The sequence below is a fragment of the Phycobacter sedimenti genome (assembly GCF_038148855.1).
GTDB lineage: Bacteria > Pseudomonadota > Alphaproteobacteria > Rhodobacterales > Rhodobacteraceae > Phycobacter > Phycobacter sedimenti.
Window position 1 is genome coordinate 1 of sequence record NZ_JBBVGR010000001.1, and the last position, 18,840, is coordinate 18,840.

An 18,840-nucleotide genomic window follows, 5' to 3' on the forward strand; every position below is an offset into this window, starting at 1 on the left:
CCTCAATCCCGTATTTGCGTATAGATTCATGTACTTGGATGGGGGTAGTGGCGGAGAGACAGGGATTCGAACCCTGGGTCCCCGTGAAGGGACAACGGTTTTCGAGACCGCCCCGTTCGACCACTCCGGCACCTCTCCGCGGGGGGTGAGCGGCGGTTTAATCAGGAATGTGCATGGGCGCAAGGGGGATTTTCCACGAAATCCGAGAAAGCGTCTTTTTCATTGCCTGCCGCGGAATTTCCCATAGTTTTGAACCCATGACCAAACAGACATTCCGACCCGCTCCGATCCTTGCCGCGATCCTGCTCGCTGCGCTTGCGCTGATGTTTCTGAGCACCGCGACCCGTGCTGCCGATCGGGCCCGGGTTGTGACATTCCTTGAGGTGACCGGCTTTGACGTTGCGCTGGACAGCATCGCCTTGTCCGCGGGAAGTGCCCCCCGGATGCTGGGCCTTGAGGCTGAGGATTTCGGACAGCAGTGGACCCGGATTTCCGAACAGGTCTTTGATCGGCGGAAAATGCGTGAACTGGCGCTTGATATCCTGGAAGGGACTCTGGATGATGGCGCCCTTGATCACGCCCAGGCGTTTTACGCCAGCGACCTGGGGCAACGCCTGGTTGCGGCCGAGAACGCAGCGCACAAGGTCGAAGACGATGAGGTCAAGCAGGAAGCCGGCCAGCGGATCATCTCGGATCTCGTGCGGGCAGGCAGCGACCGGGTTGCGCTGCTGCAGCGTATGAACAGGGCGATTGACACGGCGGATACCGCTGTGAAGGCCGTTCAGCAGATCCAGTTCCGATTCATCATGGCGGCCAGTGCAGCCGGCGTCATCGATCTGCAGCTCGATGCGGAGGGGCTACGCGCCTGGCAGGAAGAACAGGCTGCGGGGCTGCGGATGGCCTTGAACGCCTCTGCGATTGCCTCTTCTGCCTATACCTACCAGGGGTTTTCAGACGACGAAGTGCGCTCATATGTGCGAGCTCTGGAAGCGCCCTTGATGCAGGAGGTCTATGCGCTGCTGAATGCCGTCCAATACGAGATTACCGCCAACCGCTACGAAGAACTGGCATACCGACTTCAGGGGCTGGGGCAGGGTGAGGATATCTGAAGCCGACGCGCCTTGAGGCGGGGGGGCAAAGAGGCGGGGGCGCTGAGCGGCTCACACGTCCATCTTTCTGTTGACACACAAAGCCAGATGGTTAAAAGGCACGCATCCCGGCCTGGTTTCCCTGCGCCGGGGTTATTTTGTCATAACGACCTTTTCAAAGGTCGCGCTGTTCGAGGCGGCACCCGGCGCTCGCGCTGAAAGCCACCAACGCCTGAGTCTCAGGGGCCAAAGGACGCGGTTGAAAAAGGAAAGACGCACATGTTTGCGGTCCTCAAGACTGGCGGCAAGCAGTACAAGGTTCAGGCGGGCGACGTGCTCCGCGTTGAGAAACTTGCTGCAGATGCCGGCGAAACAATCCAGTTCGACGAAGTTCTGATGCTTGGTGGCGACGCACCGGTTGTCGGCGCTCCTCTCGTTGATGGCGCTGCCGTTAAGGCAGAGGTGATCGACCAGATCAAAGGTGAAAAGCTCATTCACTTCGTGAAGCGTCGCCGGAAGCACTCTTCCAAGCGCACCAAGGGTCACCGTCAGAAGCTGACCCTGATCAAGATCACCGAGATCGTGGCGTCGGGCGCAACCAAGGCTGCTCCGAAAGCTGCTGCCAAAGCCGCACCCAAGGCCGCTCCGGCCGCTGGCGCTGCGGATGACCTGACCCAGCTGACCGGTGTTGGCCCTGCCGCCGCCAAGAAGCTGAACGAGGCTGGCATCACCAGCTTTGCTCAGATCGCGGCCTTGTCGGCAGACGATATTGCTGCTATCGACGCTGTCAAAGTGAAGCCCGAATGGGTTGAACAGGCCAAAGATCTGGCCAAAGGCTAAGGAGATAGACAATGGCACATAAGAAAGCTGGCGGTTCCTCCCGTAACGGCCGCGACTCAGCCGGTCGCCGCCTTGGCGTGAAACTCTATGGTGGCCAGGCGGCCATCTCAGGCAACATCATCGTACGTCAGCGCGGCACCAAGTTCTGGCCGGGCGAAGGCGTTGGTCTGGGCAAGGATCACACTATCTTTGCAACCACCGACGGTGCTGTGACCTTCCACAAGGGCCTCAAGGGCCGCACCTTTGTATCGGTTCTCCCAGTGGCGGAGGCCGCTGAGTAAGCCGAACCCGACGTGGCAAGAAAATTTTGGGGGATCGGCGATTCAGCCGGTCCCCTTTTTGGTTTTCTCAATGGTTTTGAGGTATGGCCCGAAAAGGACGGTCGGGATCAAACATTGGTGAAAAACCAGAGTGGAGGAGTTGTACCGCGGCCGTCTGGCACGACACGGATCGATACCTATCTAGGGGCAAGGGGTTTCGTGAGCGAGACGCAGAGCGGATGAAGGTTTTTTAAGGAGGAGAGCGGAATGAGCTTGGATCAGATCGGCACGCAGCCCATCATCGAGACAGAGCGTTTCGTGCTGCGCCCTTTGCGCAAATCGGATGAGGGGTTGATTGCCCACTACGCGGGGGACGAGCGCGTTGCCCGGATGACCTCTTCGATTCCGCATCCCCTGCCGCCTGGCGCGGCAGAGGCCTATGTGAGCCGGGCCATGGGCGCGGACCGGGACGAAGACGTCTGGGCCATCGATGGTACGCCCTCGGGCGGGGATGAACTGAAGGGCGTGATCGGGCTCAAGCGGATGGACCGCAACCAGTCCGAGGTGGCCTATTGGGTCGCTCCGGCGTTCTGGAACACCGGCCTTGCCTCTGAGGCGCTTGAAGCGCTGGTGCGGGCAAATCCGCTTGGCAATGCGGCGATGTTCGCGTCGGTCTTTCAGGACAATCCGGCCTCGGCGCGGGTTCTGATCCATTGCGGCTTTGAATACCTCGGGGATGCCGAAACCTTTTGCGTTGCTCGCGATGCCACGGTTCCGACCTGGACCTACAGTCGCAAGCACGGCGTCTAATTTGCCGATTGGCCCCTGCGAAGGGATCGGGTAAGGCAATCAGAAAACCACGGGGGGCGCCAAAGGCGGCGCCGACCGATCATTGACTGGCGAGGGCGCAGAAGGCGTCCTTGCATGAAGGAGCAGACATGAAATTCCTCGATCTGGCAAAGGTCTATATCCGCTCTGGTGCCGGAGGGAATGGATGCATCAGCTTCCGGCGCGAGAAGTACATCGAATATGGCGGCCCGGATGGTGGTGACGGCGGCAAAGGCGGATCTGTCTGGGTAGAGGCCGTTGATGGCCTCAACACGCTGATCGATTTCCGGTACCAGCAGCATTTCTTTGCCAAGAACGGCCAGTCCGGCATGGGGCGGCAGCGCACCGGCAAGGATGGCGATGACATCATCCTGCGCGTTCCTGTCGGCACCGAGATTCTGGATGAGGATGAAGAGACGGTCCTCGCCGACATGACCGAGCTGGGCCAGCGGGTGCTGCTTGCCAAGGGCGGCAATGGCGGCTTTGGCAACCTTCATTTCAAGACCTCGGTAAACCAGGCTCCGCGCCGCGCCAATCCGGGGCAAGAGGGCGTGGATCGCACCATCTGGCTGCGTCTGAAGCTGATCGCCGATGCAGGGCTTCTGGGTCTTCCCAATGCAGGCAAATCCACCTTCCTTTCGGCCACCTCGAATGCACGTCCAAAGATTGCCGATTACCCCTTTACCACGCTGCACCCCAACCTGGGGGTTGTAGGCGTGGATAATGCCGAATTCGTGGTGGCGGATATTCCCGGCCTCATCGAGGGGGCGCACGAGGGACGGGGGATCGGTGATCGCTTCCTTGGACATGTGGAGCGCTGCGCAGTGCTGTTGCATCTGGTGGACGGCACATCCGATACGGTGGTCGAAGACTATCATACCATCATCGGAGAACTCGAAGCTTACGGCGGCGAACTTGCCGACAAGCCCCGGATTACTGCGCTCAACAAGGTGGATGCGCTGGATGACGAAGAGCGCGCCGAGGCGAAGGCCGCCCTTGAAGACGCGGTGGGAGGTCCAGTCTACATGATGTCCGGGGTCAGCCGTGAAGGTCTGACCGAGGTCCTTCGCGCCCTGCGCAGCCAGATCGACGAAGACCGCCTGCGGCTGAAGCCTCAGGAAGAGGAGGGGGACGCTCCGTGGCAGCCCTGAGCGACGCGCACCGGGTTGTGATCAAGATCGGTTCGGCCCTTTTGGTTGATCGACAAACCGGCAACATGCGCGCAGGCTGGCTGCATTCTCTGGCCAATGATGTTGCCTGGCTCAAGGGGCAGGGCAAGGATGTGGTGATCGTCTCGTCCGGGTCGATTGCCCTTGGGCGGGGGGTGTTGGGCCTGCCGCGCACTGAACTGCCGCTGGAGCAATCGCAAGCCGCCGCAGCGGTGGGTCAGATCCGCCTGGCGCGCGCCTATGAGGAAGCCCTTGCGCCCCATGGCATCACCACCGCGCAGGTTCTGGTCACGCTGGAGGACAGCGCGGACCGTCGCCGTTACCTCAATTCCCGCGCCACGCTGGAAACCTTGATCGGCCTTGGCGCCGTGCCCATCGTCAACGAAAACGACACCATTGCCACCGATGAGATCCGCTATGGGGACAATGACCGGCTGGCGGCGCAAGTTGCCGTGACCGTGGGCGCCGATACGCTGGTGCTGTTGTCCGACGTGGATGGGTTTTACAGTGCCAATCCCGCGCAGGATCCCGAGGCAAAGCGTTTTGACCGGATCGATGAGATCACGCCCGAAATCGAAGCCATGGCCGGCGATGGCGTTTCGGGGCTTTCCAAGGGCGGCATGATCACCAAGTTGGTGGCGGCCAAGATGGCCACCGCAGCAGGCTGCGCCATGGTGATCACTGAAGGGTCGGCTTTGAACCCACTGAAAACACTCGAAGACGGTGCACCCTGCACCTGGTTCACGGCGCAAGGGGATCCGCAAGTGGCGCGCAAGCGCTGGATCGCCGCGATGAAGACGCGAGGCGTCATCACCGTTGATGCCGGTGCGGCCCATGCGCTGATGAACGGCAAAAGCCTGCTGCCCGCCGGCGTGCGCTACGTAGAAGGAGACTTTGGCCGGGGTGAGCCCCTGGCCATCCTTGGCCCGGACGGGCGCAAACTGGGGCAGGGGCTGTCGCGCTATACCGGCGACGAGGCCCGTGCCATTCAGGGGCGCCAGTCAGCAGAGATCGAGGCAACGCTTGGCTATCCGGGCCGGGCGGCGCTGATCCACCGGGACGACATCGCCTTCTGATCCTCTTCTTTATGGAATTTCCCTCGGGTTTCGCAGTAGGGTCTGCGCGAGGGCGTCAAAGGCAGAACCGATGAAAGACAACAGTGACATCAAGGCCATCATGGCCGAGCTTGGCAAAAACGCAAAGTTTGCAGCTGCAAAACTGGCAACAGCCAGCGCCGAACGCAAGGAAAAGGCGCTTTTGGCCGCTGCCGATGCGGTCTGGGCGCGGCGGGCCGAGATTATTGCCGCCAATGCCAAGGATATGGATTTTGGCCGCGAAAAGGGCCTGTCGCCCGCGATGATGGACCGGCTGATGCTGGATGAGGCGCGCATCCAGGGCATTGTTGATGGGCTGCGGGCAGTGGCTGCACAGGGCGATCCCGTTGGTGCGGTTCTGGAAGAATGGACGCAGCCTTCGGGGCTCAGGATCCAGCGGGTGCGCACACCTTTGGGGGTTATCGGCGTGATCTATGAGAGCCGCCCCAATGTGACGGCCGATGCCGGTGCCCTGTGCCTCAAGTCCGGCAATGCCGTGATCCTGCGCGGCGGCTCCGAAAGCTTCCATTCGGCCCGTGCCATCCATGCCTGCCTGGTTGAGGGCTTGAAGGCAGCGGAACTGCCCGAGACGGCGGTGCAACTGGTGCCGACGCGCGACCGCGCTGCGGTGCAGGAGCTGCTTACCATGACCGACTATGTGGATGTGATCGTTCCGCGCGGTGGCAAGGGGCTCGTTGGATTGGTCCAGCGCGAGGCGCGGGTGCCCGTCTTTGCCCATCTGGAGGGGATCGTTCATATCTACATCGATAAAGCGGCTGATCCCCAAAAGGCGCTGGAGGTGGTCCTCAATGCCAAGACGCGGCGTACCGGCATCTGCGGCGCGGCGGAATGTCTGCTGATTCATCGCGATGTCGCCGCGACGATTGGCAAGGACGTGCTGACGGCTCTGGCGCAAGCGGGCGTGGAAATCCATGCCGCGGCGGGTCTGCCCGGCCCCGATGGTATGGTGGCGGCGACGGATGAGGACTGGGGCAAGGAATATCTCGATGCCATCATTGCTGCGCGCGAAGTTGCTGATATCGACGAGGCGATTGCCTTTATCCGCGCGCACCACTCGCAGCATACCGATTGTATCCTGACCGAGGACGAGACAGCGGTGAAAAAATTCTTTGCCGAACTCGACAGTGCCATCCTGATGCACAACGCCTCCACACAGTTTGCTGATGGAGGAGAGTTTGGCATGGGGGCCGAGATCGGGATTGCCACGGGCAAGATGCACGCCCGTGGCCCGGTAGGAGCCGCGCAGCTGACCAGTTTCAAGTATCTGGTACGGGGCAATGGAGCGGTCCGCGCCTGACCTTGCCTTAAACTGAAAACGCCACCCTCGCAGGGTGGCGTTCTGCGTTCGCAAAGGTGTGGCGCCTCAAAAGTGGATCGAGATCTTCTCAAGCATCGGATCGACCCGGATGCTGCGGCCTGCCTGTTCGGCCGCCAGCGGAAGCAATGCAAACTGGACCTGCGCTGGGGTGACTTCAATCTCGGCGGTTTTGTCGGTCAGGCGCGCCCACAAGGCCTCGTCCATGTTCACCTTGCGGCCTTCGCCAATCACCGTCCAGTGCCCATCCGCGCAAAGGATCGTGACCGTGCCGCCATAGGGCAGGGCGCTTTCCAGGCACAGCGCTGCAAGAAGGGCCATGCGCACCTCGCTACGGCTGGCGCCTTCGAGCGGCGCCCACTGAAAGGCCAGACGACCGCCCTTGCTGATGTCATCAAGAACCGAGACGATCTCGGCGCGGCCCATCTGCTGATCGCCAGCAGCGCCAAAGGCGATCCGAAAGAAACGGATACGGGCATTGGCATTCGTTACGCTGTCTGAAATCAGCTCCATCTCGGGACCAGAGACCTGGCCTGACATTCCAAGTAGTTCAAGCCCGTTGTTAATGGCGCCAATCGGGCTGATCAGATCATGACAGATCCGAGACCCTATCAAAGCTGGCAGATCTTCGTTATCTACAGCCATGTGAATTCCTCCGAATTGGGCCAGCTCCATGACCGACCTCAACGCAATCCTATCTCCGGGCATGTTCGTAAAGCATCCCGAGCACCCGGAATGGGGGCTCGGGCAGGTTCAGTCCAATGCCGCCGGCAAAATCACCGTAAACTTCAGGGACCAGGGCAAGCTCGTGTTCAACGCAAGCCAGGTGCCGCTCGTTCCGGTGTTTGAGCCATAATGGTTTACGAGAGGTTAATAAACCTCTTTCGATTTTGTTAAACTCTTGCGTGTTTCCCGGTGAATACGGTATGCGCCGGTTGGACGTGACAACCAAAGTCTCCCATGCCTCAACCTTCGCCTGAATTCTCTGTCCGCCTTGCCGAAACCGAGGAGGATCTGCGCGCGGCGCAGGCCCTTCGGTATGAGGTTTTTGTGTCCGAACTGGGCGGCGATGGAGAGCTTGTTGATCATGACGTCGGCCTTGAGCGGGACAGGTTTGACCCCTTTTTCGATCACATGCTGCTGACGGATACCGCAAGTGGTCAAGTGGTTGGGGTTTATCGTCTGCTGACAAGTGATCGGGCCGCCGAGATCGGCCAGTTCTATTCCGAGGCGGAATACGACCTGTCACCGCTCAAAGCGTCGGGGCGGCGCCTGTTGGAGCTGGGGCGCTCGTGCCTGCATCGCGATTACCGGGGCGGCGCCGGGATGTACCATCTGTGGAACGGCCTGGCCCGGTATGTGGCGGAGCGAGATATCGAGGTGCTGTTTGGGGTGGCGAGTTTTCCCGGTACCAATGTGGAGGCTCTGGCGCCGCCGCTGTCTCTATTGCATGAGCGCCACCTCGCGCCCGCGGAGCTGCGCGTGCGTTCCCGCTATTATCAGGCCATGGATTTGATCGATCCCGAGAGATTGGACCGGCGCAAGGCGATGATTGAGGTCCCTGCGCTGATCAAGGCTTACCTCAGGCTTGGCGGTTTTGTCGGCGCTGGGGCCTATATCGATCACGGTTTCAACACCACAGATGTTTGCCTGATCCTGGATACCGAGCGGATGAATGCGCGGCAGAAAAAGATCTATTCCGGTGGCAGGGACGGGTGAAGCGGATATGAACCCGGTCTGGCACAGCGATACTGATCCTGATCCCATCGTCATTGGTCCCTTGGGCTGGGTCCTGGTGGTGGTTCGCGTGCTTCTGCTTGGCGGCCTGGTCTTTGGTGGGCTTTTGATCCTCTTGATGGTTCGTCTGATCGAACAACCGATCTGCGGTCTGAACCGGCCGGTGACGCCGTTCATCACCCAGTTCGTCTGCCGCAATGCCTTTCGCATTCTCGGGATCGGCTTTTCCACGCGCGGGGAATTGATGCGGGAAAGGGGGGCGGTGGTGGCCAATCACACCTCTTGGCTGGATATTTTTGCGTTGAATGCCCGCAAGCGGATCTATTTCGTTTCAAAATCAGAGGTTGCCGGCTGGCCCGGTATTGGCTGGCTGGCACGGGCCACGGGAACGGTCTTCATTGACCGCGACCGTAAAAAAGCCAAGGAGCAGACGCTGGTGTTCGAGGAGCGCCTGAAAGCCGGTCACAAGCTGCTGTTCTTTCCGGAAGGCACGTCGACCGATGGCTTGCGGGTTCTTCCGTTCAAGACCACCTTGTTCGCAGCCTTCTTTAGCGATCATTTGCGTGACTTCATGTGCGTCCAGCCGGTTTCCGTAGCCTTCTTTGCGCCAAAGGGGCAGTCTGACCGCTTTTATGGCTGGTGGGGCGACATGGAGTTCGGCCCGCACCTGCTGAAAACGCTCGCAGCCCGACGTCAGGGGCGCGTTGAGCTCTTGTATCACCCGCCGCTTAGGGTGCGGGATTTTGACAGCCGCAAGGCTCTGGCTGCCCGCTGCGAAGAGATGGTGCGCGAGGGGCATGACTGTTTGCGCGCAGAGGTCGCAAAATAGGGCTTGCCCAGCATGAAAAGGTAGCCTATACGCGCGCCATCGAACCCGCAGGCGGGGTTTGGTCTGTTCAGGGGAGACATCCCTGACACGCCGCCGGTTGGAGCATCCGCTCTGAGACCCCCGCCGAGGATAAAACCGGAAAAGGAAAGAATAGCATGGCTCTTCCCGAGTTCACCATGCGTCAGCTGCTGGAAGCTGGCGTTCACTTCGGCCACCAGACTCAGCGTTGGAACCCCCGCATGTCGCCCTTCATCTATGGCGCACGCAACGGTATCCACATCATGGACCTCACCCAGACCGTTCCAATGCTGGATCAGGCGCTGCAGGTTGTCCGCGACACTGTCGCAAAAGGCGGCCGCATCCTGTTCGTCGGTACCAAGCGTCAGGCCGCACAGCCCATCGCAGAAGCAGCTGAAAAGTCGGCTCAGTACTACATGAACCACCGTTGGCTGGGCGGTACGCTCACCAACTGGAAAACCGTTTCCCAGTCGATCAACCGTCTGAAAGAGATCGACGAGCGCATGGAATCCGGTGCCGAAGGCCTCACCAAGAAAGAGCGTCTGGGCATGGAACGTGACCAGGCCAAGCTGCAGGCTTCGCTGGGCGGGATCCGCGAAATGGGCGGCGTGCCGGACCTGCTCTTCGTCATCGACGTGAAGAAAGAAGCGCTGGCGATCGCCGAAGCCAAGAAACTGGGTATCCCGGTTGTGGCTGTGGTCGATACCAACTGCTCGCCCGATGGCATTGATTACATTATTCCGGGCAACGACGACGCATCGCGCGCCATCGCTCTGTACTGTGACCTGGTGGCCCGTGCGGCCCTGGACGGCATGAGCGCTCAGCTGGGTGCGGCAGGCGTTGACCTCGGCGCCCTGGAAGAAGCTCCGGAAGAGGAAGCGGTTTCCGAGGAAGCCGAAGCCTGATCCTGGCCGTCACAGAATTGACATCAGGGGCAGGGTATTTCCTGCCCCAAATCCGTTTCGATTTGAGGAGAGCCTAACATGGCAATCACAGCTGCACTCGTGAAAGAACTGCGCGACGCCACCGGCGCCGGCATGATGGACGCCAAAAAAGCGCTGACCGAAACCAATGGCGACATGGAAGCGGCCGTTGACTGGCTGCGCACCAAAGGTCTGGCCAAAGCGGCCAAGAAATCCGGCCGTACCGCTGCAGAAGGCCTGGTGGCCGTTGTTGTCGAAGGTGGCAAGGGCGTTGCCGTCGAGGTCAACTCGGAAACCGACTTTGTCGCCAAGAACAGCGAGTTCCAGGCCATGGTTGCCGGCATTGCAAAGGCAGCCCTGGACGTCGACGATATCGACGGTCTGAATGCGGCCGATCTGGGTGGCAAATCCGTTGCCGACACGCTGACCGACAAGATCGCCACCATTGGTGAGAACATGACCCTGCGCCGCATGGCCAAGATCGAAGGCGACATCGTTGTGTCCTACGTGCACAACGCGGCTGCCGACGGCATGGGCAAGATCGGCGTTCTGGTTGCAATGACCGGTGGCGACGAGGCGTTTGGCAAACAGGTCGCGATGCACATCGCCGCGGTTAACCCTGCCGCGCTGAGCGCAGCCGACCTGGATCCGGCGGTTGTCGAGAAAGAAAAGCAGGTTCAGATGGACATCGCGCGCGAATCCGGCAAGCCGGAGCAGGTGATCGAGAAGATGATCGTCGGCCGCATGAACAAATTCGTGGCCGAATCCACCCTGCTGAACCAGCAGTTCGTGGTGAACCCAGACCTGACCGTGGAAGCAGCGGCCAAGGAAGCGGGCGCAACCATCACCGGTTTCGTGCGCGTTGAGGTGGGCGAAGGCATCGAAGTCGAGAAAGAAGACTTTGCTGCTGAGGTTGCCAAGGCAGCTCAAGGCTAAAACGCTCCGCGTATTCAAACGTTTCGAGAGCCGATGGGGAAACCTGTCGGCTCTTTTTATTGGCCGAGCCGGCGGAGGTGCAAACTGCCTTCAATCGACGAACAGAAAAACGCCATGTGATGTCGTCAGGATGTCAACGATGGTTCGTGCTACCTGTTGCGAAAGGGAAGAGGGAAATGGGGTCCCACTGATGGGGATGAATGGAACCCCATTAAACATGGCCGCCGACGTTGACTATAAACGCCGACAACCACACAGGTCGGAGAGCCCTGATATCGCAAGGATCGTTTCCCAAAGTTCCAAGGCCAAAGCCACCACTCACGGAACGGCTACAGATTGCAGCTTTGGTCACGATTTCGGTAGTCGTGAATTCCTTACCTATTTGACGCTATTTAGCGTCTTGCACTCAGTGTCAAATATTGACCTAGGGTCATCTTTGGCGGGCTTGGCGCGCCCGTTATGATTCCATGACGTACATCTGATTCTGGAGCGCGGCCTTCAGAACGGCCTGGGCTGTGGTCTCTACGGCCAAGGCGTCACGGGCCAAGCGAAGGTGTTTTTCGATCGTTGCCGGGGTAAGCCCCATAAGAAGAGCAATATCCTGGGTGGTCTTGCCGTCACCGACCCATTCCAGGGCTTCCCTTTGGCGTTTGGTCAGGCTGCGGTTCGGAGGGGTGTAGGGCAGGGTCAGAATCTTGAGATGAACCACGTTGTTCATCAAGACGATATCCTTGCCATGCTCGTCCCAGATCGCATCCACATCATCCTGAGATATCCCGGCCCTCGCAGCGAGGGAAATCGCCCCCTTGAAACGGGCCGATGTGGAATAAAAACTGACCGTATAGCCAGCGGTCATGTTCATTTTCTTGTTGAAGGCAATGACGCGCTCCGAGTCGGCGCCAAGTTTGCCCTCCTCGGTCATTTTCTGGATCAAACGCCAGCTGCCTGCACCTTCGTTTTCCAGGGCCCATCGCAACATAGGCGCGCTGGAATACAGGCCGTTGTGGATGAAACCGTTCAGATACTCCGGGGAGTGGTTTGACAGAATGACAAAATCCTCTGGATCCCCCAGAGAGGTCGGCGTCTTGTAGCGCGTATAGCCATAGATAAGCCTGTCAAAATCATATTCGGCCATCTGTTCGACGTGCGCGTGCCAAAGCTCTTCCAGAGTCTTGGCGCCACATACGACATGCAGATACTCCGACATGTTCATTCAGACTGTGCCTCCCTTTTCAAATGCTCGGCCAGGGCATCGATGGCAAACAGGTACCCTTGGGAGCCAAAGCCACAAATCTGACCGATAACCGCGCGCGAAATATGCGATTTGTGTCGGAATTCCTCGCGGGCATGGATGTTTGAAAGGTGAACTTCAACTGCAGGAAGTGCAACCGAAAAGAGCGCGTCCATCAGCGCAATTGATGTATGGGTGTATGCACCGGCATTCAGGATGATCCCATCGTGCACGCCGCGCGCCGCGTGAATTGCGTCTATCAATGCGCCCTCGTGGTTGGATTGCAGGCAGGTCATGTCAAGGCCACGGCCTGCGGCGTGAGCCACACACATGCGCTCAACCATGTCGAGGGTTTGAGATCCGTATACCTCAGGCTGGCGCGTGCCCAAGAGGTTGAGGTTGGGGCCGTTCAAGAGCAGAACACTCGGCATCTCGGATTTCCTGTGCAGTTTATATGGCGGAAACTACAGCACTAGTTTTGGGAATGCGACAAATGAAAAGGATGGTTTGGGGACTGTGTCTGATCTGAAACGGAGTTGCGAAAACGGCTCGGGCGTCGTGTCTGCGCAAGCCGTCTTCTTTACAGCGTAGGGGTTAGTCGTTGCGCAGCACGATCTTGCCGAGCGCTTTGCGGTCGTGGACCAGGTCCAAGGCTTTGCCAGCCTGCTCCATCGGAAAACTCTCGCTGATGCGGGGCTTTATTGCACCTTTCTCATACAGGGCGAAGAGTTCGGAAATGTTTTCCGCATGCCCTTTGGGGTCCCGGAACACGGAGGCCCCCCAGAAGACGCCTACAATGTCGCAGCCTTTGAGGAGCGGCAGGTTCATCGGGATCTGTGCAATGCCGGCAGGGAAACCGACGACGAGGAACCGCCCCTCCCAGGCCATAGACCGCAAGGCAGGCTCGCTATAGGCCCCGCCAACCGAATCGTAGACGACATTGACGCCGTCTTTGCCGGACAGGGTTTTGATTTGGTTGGAAAACTCTTTCTGCTCTTTTTTGTCGAGGCTGCGTTTGTAGACAAGTGTTTTGTCCGCGCCGGCTTCTCGGCAGAAGGCAGCCTTATCATCTGAAGATACGGCTGCAATGACCTGTGCCCCCATAGCCTTGCCCAGCTCGATTGCGGCAATGCCAACGCCCCCGGCCGCGCCCAGAACCAAAAGGCTCTCGCCAGGTTTCAGTCGGGCCCGGTCTTTCAGGGCATGGTAAGAGGTCCCGTAGGTAAAGATGAAACAGGCTGCGTCCTCATAGGGCATGGCGTCGGGGATCTTGATCGCACGGCCGGCGTCGATGCAAAGATGGGTGGCAAAGCCGCCGTGACCTGTCAGTGCCAGGATCCTGTCGCCAACCTCATAGTCTTTGACGCCCTCGCCAACGGCTGTAACGACCCCGGCGATCTCACCGCCCGGTGCAAAGGGGCGCGGTGGCTTCATCTGGTAGAGATCCTGAATGATCAGCGTGTCTGGAAAGTTGACACCGGCAGCCTTGATCTCGATCAGCAGTTCCCCCTTGCCGGGCGCCGGATCCGGGAATTCGCTCCAGACCAATGTCTCCGGTCCACCTGGCTCGTTGCTCATCATCGCTTTCATTGAGTTTTCCCTTTTGTGCCGCGCTCAGCTCCGAAATTACGTTAAGTCTTCTGCCGCCGGGGAGCGTTGTCAATGCAATAGCGAAATGCAATTCTGCTCTGCGAAACAAGTGACGTAACGTGGGACCATGGGGGGAGAGCATGACCACAGAGTCTGGCACTGAGTTTGCCGATGCGCCTGATTTTCGCAAGAAAATCCGCGCCTGGCTGGAGGAAAACTGCCCGGAAGATATGCGGGATGGCGCAGGTGGGGAGGCCGAAATCTGCTGGGGTGGGCGCAACTGGACCTTTGCGTCGGAGGGACAGAAGCTTTGGCTGGAACGCTGCGCTGCGGTCGGCCTGACCGTGCCGACCTGGCCCAGGGCCTACGGTGGAGCGGGGCTGAACCGGGATCAGGACAAGATTCTCAAGGAAGAGATGGCAGACCTTGGCGCGCGCTCGCCATTGGACAGTTTCGGAATATGGATGCTGGGTCCTGCGCTGCTCAAATTCGGCACCGACGCGCAGAAGAAGCGTTTTCTGCCGCCCATCGCCCGTGGGGAAATCCGCTGGTGCCAGGGATATTCAGAACCCGGTGCCGGGTCTGATTTGGCCGGGGTGCAATCCAGAGCAGAGGACAAAGGCGATCACTGGCTGGTCAACGGGCAAAAGATCTGGACCTCCTACGCGGACAGGGCGGACTGGATCTTCGCCCTGCTTCGAACCGACAAAGACGCACCGAAGCACAAGGGAATATCTTTTATTCTCATGGATATGCAAAGCGAAGGTGTCACGACACGTCCAATTCGACTGATCTCGGGCGCGTCCCCGTTCTGTGAAACTTTCTTTGACGATGTCAGGGTTCCCAAAGAACAGGTCGTCGGTGATGTGAACCGGGGCTGGGATGTTGCCAAATACCTGCTCACCCATGAGCGGGAGATGATCAGCGCGGGCGGTCAGACCATGGGGGCCGGGCGTCCCTTGGGTGCTGTCCTGGCCGAGAGTGAGACCGGAGCCAGCGATCCGGTGCTGCGTGCCGATGCCATGCGGACCGAAGTGGACGCACTGGCGATGGAACTCACCCTTGAACGCTACAAGGACCAGGCCGAAGGCGGTCAGGGGGTGGGCGATGCCTCGGCCATGTTGAAATACGCAGGCACGGAGTTGAACAAACGCAGGCTTGAACTGGTCATGGCTGCCGGCGGCAGTGACGCCCTGGCGTGGGAGGATGGCCGCGCGCCAAGCTGGCTCCGGACAAAGGCAAACTCGATCGAGGGCGGAACATCCGAGGTGATGCTCTCCATTATCTCCCGTCGAATTTTGGGTTTGGGAGCGTGAAAGACATGGCGAAACTCATTCAAACCGAAGAAGAAACCATGCTGCAGGATGCAGCGCGTGCTCTTCTGGAAAAATCCGCGCCCGTGTCCCGTCTGCGTGAGCTGCGCGATCAGGGGCGGACCAGGGATGACGCTCTTTGGCAGGAAATGGTTGCGGCCGGTTGGGCCGGGATCCTTGTTCCGGAGGCTGCGGGCGGTGTCGATATGGGCCATGCTGCTGCTCATGTTCTGGCGCGGGAAATGGGCCGGAACCTGACGGTGAGCCCGTTTCTCAGCACGGCCATCATCGCGGCGACAGTGTTGCGGCGGTGCGATGATACGCGCAGTCAATCGGCCTTGAGCGGGATTGCATCCGGTTCGCGCACCTACGCGCTTGCGCTTGACGAAAGCGTAAAGTTCAACCCTGAGCGTGTTGAATTCACGGCGGAAAAGCGTGGAAATGGGTACGTCCTGAGTGGTGAAAAACGGTTTGTGGTTGATGGCAGCAACGCCTCTCATGTCCTGGTGCTGGCCCAAAGCGAAGACGGGCTGTGCCTGTTTGATCTGCCCGCCGATCGTACGGGAGTGACCCGCAACAGCACGGCGATGATTGACAGCCGGGATGCCGCGCAACTGGTTTTTGACAATGTCGAAGTCTCCGGAGAAGAATTGCTGGGATCTGCCGGAGAAGGCGCGGCCCTGTTGCGGTACGGGCTGGAGGCGGGGCAGGCGGCGCTCGCGGCCGAAACCGGAGGGCTGTCGACGGCGGCCTTTGAGATGACAATCGGTTACCTGAAAGAGCGCAAGCAGTTCGGCGTGCCGATTTCCAGTTTCCAGGCCCTGCAGCATCGCGCCGCCCATCTTTGGTGTGAGATTGAACTGACGGTGTCGGCGATCCTGCACGCAGGACGGATGCTCGACAGCGACCCCGGAAATGCAACCCTTGCGGTATCCCTGGCCAAGGCGCGGGCCACCGACACGGCTCAGCTCGCGGTGCGTGAAGGGGTGCAGATGCATGGCGGGATCGGTATGACCGATGCCTATGACATGGGGTTTTACATGAAACGCGCGCGTGTGGCGGCGGAATGGCTCGGGGACTATGGCTATCACGCAGCGCAAGTGGCCCGTCTGCGTGGCTTTTGAGGGATCAATATGATGCAAGAACTCTTTTCACTGGAAGGAAAAACCGCGCTTGTGACGGGCGGCGCGACTGGCATTGGCCGAATGGCAGCAGAAGCTATGGTGCGGGCCGGTGCGCGGGTCTTGATCGCCTCGCGCAAGGGTGAGGCCTGCGAAGCGGTTGCAGCCGAGCTGAACGCGCTGGGTACACCCGGCCGCGCCGAAGGTTTTGCAGGAGACGTCGGGGATGTCGACGGCATTGATGCTCTGGTGGCTGAAGTGAAATCCCGAACCGACACGCTTCATATCCTGATGAACAATTCCGGCATCACCTGGGGCGCGCCTCTGGGGCAATTCCCGCATCATGCCTGGGAAAAGGTGATGAACGTCAATGTGACCGGCGTCTTTGACCTCACCCAAAAGCTCCTGCCGCTTCTGATCGAGTCGTCTGACGCGGACGACCCTGCGCGCGTGATCAACGTCGGTTCGGTCATGGGCGAGATTCCGATGGGCGATGGCGCCTACAGCTATTCGGCCTCCAAAGCGGCAGTCATCCACATGTCCAGGATCCTCGCGAAAGAGCTTGCCCATAAACACGTAACGGTAAATGCGCTCGCTCCGGGGCCGTTCGTGTCGCGCATGACCGCTTTTGCAACAGGCGATGAGGAAAAACGCGAAAAGGTGGGCCGGGATGTACCTTTGGGCCGCGTTGGCCGGGACGAGGATATAGCTGGTGCGGTTCTGTTCCTGTCGGGGCGCGGCGGGTCCTATGTGACGGGGGCCGTTATACCGGTGTCTGGTGGCATCAACGTGATGTCGGGCCATAATATTTTTGAAAGCGCGTTGACCTGAAACGTGAAGAAATTGTTCTAGAGGGCTGAAAATGAACGATACCACCTGGTCCCGAAACGAGGATCACCTACCGTCGGCCTTGCGCGGGCTGCGCATTCCGCTGATTGGCTCGCCGCTGTTCATCATCTCGGTGCCGGAACTGGTCATCGCGCAATGCAAGGCCGGGATCATCGGTGCCTTTCCGGCGCTGAACGCCCGCGAAGGCGAAGGTGAGCCGCCCTTGCTGGAGGCTTGGCTCAAACAGATCACCGAGGAACTGGACCGCCACAACCAGGAAAATCCGGACCGGCCGGCCGCGCCTTTTGCGGTGAACCAGATCGTCCACCGTTCAAACACGCGGCTTGATCGCGATCTCGAGATCTGCACCCGCTGGAAGGTGCCCGTCTGGATCACCTCTCTGGGGGCGCGTCCTGAGGTGAACGAGGCCGCGCATTCCTGCGGCGGCGTGGTTCTGCATGATGTGATCAACAACCGCTTTGCCAAAAAGGCCATTGAGAAGGGGGCCGACGGGCTGGTGGCCGTGGCGGCCGGGGCTGGCGGGCACGCAGGGCAACAGTCGCCCCTTGCCTTGATCCGCGAAATCCGCAGCTGGTTTGACGGCCCTCTGGCGCTTTCGGGTGCGATTGCGACCGGCGAATCCCTGCTTGCGGCGCGCGCCATGGGGGCGGATTTTGGCTATGCCGGCTCCCCCTTCATTGCCACCCACGAGGCCAACGCCCAAAGCGAGTACAAGCAGATGATCGTCGATGGCGGTGCCGAGGACATTGTCTATTCTTCCCTGTTTACAGGTGTTTGGGGAAACTATCTCAAACAGTCCGTCACCAAGGCTGGCCTTGATCCAGACAACTTGCCAACGGCCGAATCCTCTTCGATGAACTTCGGAAGCGGATCGTCCAAGCCCAAAGCCTGGAAAGAAATCTGGGGTTCTGGGCAGGGGATCGGCGCAGTCAAAGAGGTCTGCTCGACGGGCGACTTGGTGGATCGGATCGACCGGGAGTTTCGCGCAGCTGGTGCGCGGCTGGCTGCCGAGTTTAAGGGCTAGACCATGGCCGAGATACTGGTGGTGCGTCATGGTCAGGCCTCTTTCGGGGCAGGCAACTATGATGAACTGAGCGATCTTGGCCGCAGACAGGGACAGTTGCTTGGTGAGACGCTGCGCGCCATGGGCTGGCAGCCGGACCGAGCGATCACCGGGAGTCTTGCGCGCCAAAAGCAGACGCTTGACGCGATGGGATTTTCTGTTTGCGCTGAAGAGCATAGCGGATGGAATGAATATGATTTCCACGACCTTTTGCATCAGCGTTTTGGTGGTCAGGCTCCCGACGATGTGATCACTGACCGTAAAACGCACTTTCGAGCTTTGCGTGACACCCTGGCGGAATGGCAGGATGGCGGAGTGGAAACGGCGAAGGAATCCTGGGCGGAGTTTGCCGCGCGGGTGGAGGCCGCGCGCAAGCATGCAGCCGACACGGAGGCCGAACGGATCCTGGTGATCAGCTCGGGCGGTGTGATCGCGCGGCTGGTGGCTGCGACTCTGGAGGTGCCGGATCGCCAGATGATCGCCCTGAACCTGCAAGTAAAGAACACCTCCGTCACCCGGTTCATCTCGTCTAAAGGACGATTTTATTTGCATGAATTCAATTCGGTGCCACAGTTTCATGATGCAGAGCGCGCTGAACTGATGAGCTACAGCTGA

General features: G+C 59.7%; 21 protein-coding genes and 1 tRNA gene. 17 read left to right on the forward strand and 5 right to left on the reverse strand.

Annotated features, from left to right (window positions below; translation table 11 throughout):
- Window positions 1-48: 48 nt before the first annotated feature.
- A tRNA-Ser gene (locus AADA15_RS00005) sits at window positions 49-138 on the reverse strand.
- Window positions 139-257: 119 nt separating this feature from the next.
- Between AADA15_RS00005 and AADA15_RS00010 the strand changes: the two genes are divergently transcribed.
- From AADA15_RS00010 to AADA15_RS00040, 7 genes are all read left to right on the forward strand, one after another.
- The gene (locus tag AADA15_RS00010; protein ID WP_341639493.1) at window positions 258-1,109 is read left to right on the forward strand and encodes a DUF2059 domain-containing protein; all 852 of its coding nucleotides are present in this window, start codon (window positions 258-260) and stop codon (window positions 1,107-1,109) included.
- Between the two features lie 258 nt (window positions 1,110-1,367).
- Window positions 1,368-1,928 (forward strand): 50S ribosomal protein L21, encoded by a 561-nt coding sequence (gene rplU, locus AADA15_RS00015; RefSeq protein ID WP_341639494.1) that lies wholly within the window; start codon window positions 1,368-1,370, stop codon window positions 1,926-1,928.
- Between the two features lie 11 nt (window positions 1,929-1,939).
- Window positions 1,940-2,209 carry a 50S ribosomal protein L27 gene (rpmA, locus tag AADA15_RS00020; RefSeq protein WP_341639495.1) on the forward strand — a complete coding sequence of 90 codons (270 nt, stop codon included), beginning with the start codon at window positions 1,940-1,942 and terminating at the stop codon, window positions 2,207-2,209.
- Window positions 2,210-2,455: 246 nt separating this feature from the next.
- Complete coding sequence (locus AADA15_RS00025; protein WP_341639496.1) at window positions 2,456-2,998, forward strand: GNAT family N-acetyltransferase; 543 nt, start codon at window positions 2,456-2,458, stop codon at window positions 2,996-2,998.
- A 128-nt stretch (window positions 2,999-3,126) separates the two neighbouring features.
- On the forward strand, window positions 3,127-4,167 hold the full coding sequence (gene obgE, locus AADA15_RS00030; RefSeq protein WP_341639497.1) for a GTPase ObgE: 1,041 nt from the start codon (window positions 3,127-3,129) through the stop codon (window positions 4,165-4,167).
- Window positions 4,155-5,261 (forward strand): glutamate 5-kinase, encoded by a 1,107-nt coding sequence (gene proB, locus AADA15_RS00035; protein WP_341639498.1) that lies wholly within the window; start codon window positions 4,155-4,157, stop codon window positions 5,259-5,261. Before obgE ends, proB begins: the two co-directional genes overlap by 13 nt.
- Before the next feature lie 70 nt (window positions 5,262-5,331).
- On the forward strand, window positions 5,332-6,597 hold the full coding sequence (locus AADA15_RS00040) for a glutamate-5-semialdehyde dehydrogenase (RefSeq protein WP_341639499.1): 1,266 nt from the start codon (window positions 5,332-5,334) through the stop codon (window positions 6,595-6,597).
- Between the two features lie 66 nt (window positions 6,598-6,663).
- Here the strand turns inward: AADA15_RS00040 and AADA15_RS00045 are convergent, their stop codons facing one another.
- Entirely contained in the window at window positions 6,664-7,260 is a 597-nt protein-coding gene (locus AADA15_RS00045) for a histidine phosphotransferase family protein (protein WP_341639500.1), read from the reverse strand.
- A gap of 28 nt (window positions 7,261-7,288) precedes the next feature.
- On the opposite strand from AADA15_RS00045, the gene AADA15_RS00050 reads away from it, so the two are divergent.
- The 5 genes from AADA15_RS00050 (at window position 7,289) to tsf (ending at window position 11,058) form a co-directional block, all read left to right on the forward strand.
- A complete protein-coding gene (locus tag AADA15_RS00050; RefSeq protein ID WP_341639501.1) occupies window positions 7,289-7,471 on the forward strand; it encodes a DUF3553 domain-containing protein in 183 nt (60 codons plus the stop codon).
- A 104-nt stretch (window positions 7,472-7,575) separates the two neighbouring features.
- Window positions 7,576-8,334 carry an L-ornithine N(alpha)-acyltransferase gene (gene olsB / locus AADA15_RS00055; RefSeq protein WP_341639502.1) on the forward strand — a complete coding sequence of 253 codons (759 nt, stop codon included), beginning with the start codon at window positions 7,576-7,578 and terminating at the stop codon, window positions 8,332-8,334.
- 7 nt (window positions 8,335-8,341) lie between these two features.
- The gene (gene olsA, locus AADA15_RS00060; RefSeq protein WP_341640055.1) at window positions 8,342-9,181 is read left to right on the forward strand and encodes a lyso-ornithine lipid O-acyltransferase; all 840 of its coding nucleotides are present in this window, start codon (window positions 8,342-8,344) and stop codon (window positions 9,179-9,181) included.
- A gap of 155 nt (window positions 9,182-9,336) precedes the next feature.
- Entirely contained in the window at window positions 9,337-10,104 is a 768-nt protein-coding gene (gene rpsB, locus AADA15_RS00065; protein WP_341639503.1) for a 30S ribosomal protein S2, read from the forward strand.
- Window positions 10,105-10,182: 78 nt separating this feature from the next.
- The gene (tsf, locus tag AADA15_RS00070) at window positions 10,183-11,058 is read left to right on the forward strand and encodes a translation elongation factor Ts (RefSeq protein ID WP_341639504.1); all 876 of its coding nucleotides are present in this window, start codon (window positions 10,183-10,185) and stop codon (window positions 11,056-11,058) included.
- A gap of 457 nt (window positions 11,059-11,515) precedes the next feature.
- On the opposite strand, the gene AADA15_RS00075 is transcribed toward tsf, so the two are convergent.
- The 3 genes from AADA15_RS00075 to AADA15_RS00085 all read right to left on the reverse strand — a co-directional run bounded on the left by AADA15_RS00075 (window position 11,516) and on the right by AADA15_RS00085 (window position 13,879).
- Complete coding sequence (locus AADA15_RS00075; RefSeq protein ID WP_341639505.1) at window positions 11,516-12,271, reverse strand: LuxR family transcriptional regulator; 756 nt, start codon at window positions 12,269-12,271, stop codon at window positions 11,516-11,518.
- Window positions 12,268-12,720 (reverse strand): type II 3-dehydroquinate dehydratase, encoded by a 453-nt coding sequence (gene aroQ, locus AADA15_RS00080; RefSeq protein WP_341639506.1) that lies wholly within the window; start codon window positions 12,718-12,720, stop codon window positions 12,268-12,270. The genes AADA15_RS00075 and aroQ overlap by 4 nt, the downstream gene beginning before the upstream one ends.
- 163 nt (window positions 12,721-12,883) lie before the next feature.
- Window positions 12,884-13,879: an NADPH:quinone oxidoreductase family protein gene (locus AADA15_RS00085; RefSeq protein ID WP_341639507.1), complete on the reverse strand. Its 996-nt coding sequence runs from the start codon at window positions 13,877-13,879 to the stop codon at window positions 12,884-12,886.
- Between the two features lie 140 nt (window positions 13,880-14,019).
- Between AADA15_RS00085 and AADA15_RS00090 the strand changes: the two genes are divergently transcribed.
- Genes AADA15_RS00090 through AADA15_RS00110 form a run of 5 tightly spaced genes read left to right on the forward strand, consistent with a single transcriptional unit; the run spans window position 14,020 to window position 18,840 of the window.
- Window positions 14,020-15,195 (forward strand): acyl-CoA dehydrogenase family protein, encoded by a 1,176-nt coding sequence (locus AADA15_RS00090; RefSeq protein WP_341639508.1) that lies wholly within the window; start codon window positions 14,020-14,022, stop codon window positions 15,193-15,195.
- Window positions 15,196-15,200: 5 nt separating this feature from the next.
- A complete protein-coding gene (locus AADA15_RS00095) occupies window positions 15,201-16,316 on the forward strand; it encodes an acyl-CoA dehydrogenase family protein (protein WP_341639509.1) in 1,116 nt (371 codons plus the stop codon).
- 12 nt (window positions 16,317-16,328) lie between these two features.
- A complete protein-coding gene (locus AADA15_RS00100) occupies window positions 16,329-17,144 on the forward strand; it encodes an SDR family NAD(P)-dependent oxidoreductase (protein ID WP_341639510.1) in 816 nt (271 codons plus the stop codon).
- Between the two features lie 31 nt (window positions 17,145-17,175).
- Window positions 17,176-18,186 (forward strand): NAD(P)H-dependent flavin oxidoreductase, encoded by a 1,011-nt coding sequence (locus AADA15_RS00105; protein ID WP_341639511.1) that lies wholly within the window; start codon window positions 17,176-17,178, stop codon window positions 18,184-18,186.
- A gap of 3 nt (window positions 18,187-18,189) precedes the next feature.
- Window positions 18,190-18,840, forward strand: coding sequence for a histidine phosphatase family protein (locus AADA15_RS00110; protein ID WP_341639512.1), 651 nt, complete (start codon window positions 18,190-18,192; stop codon window positions 18,838-18,840).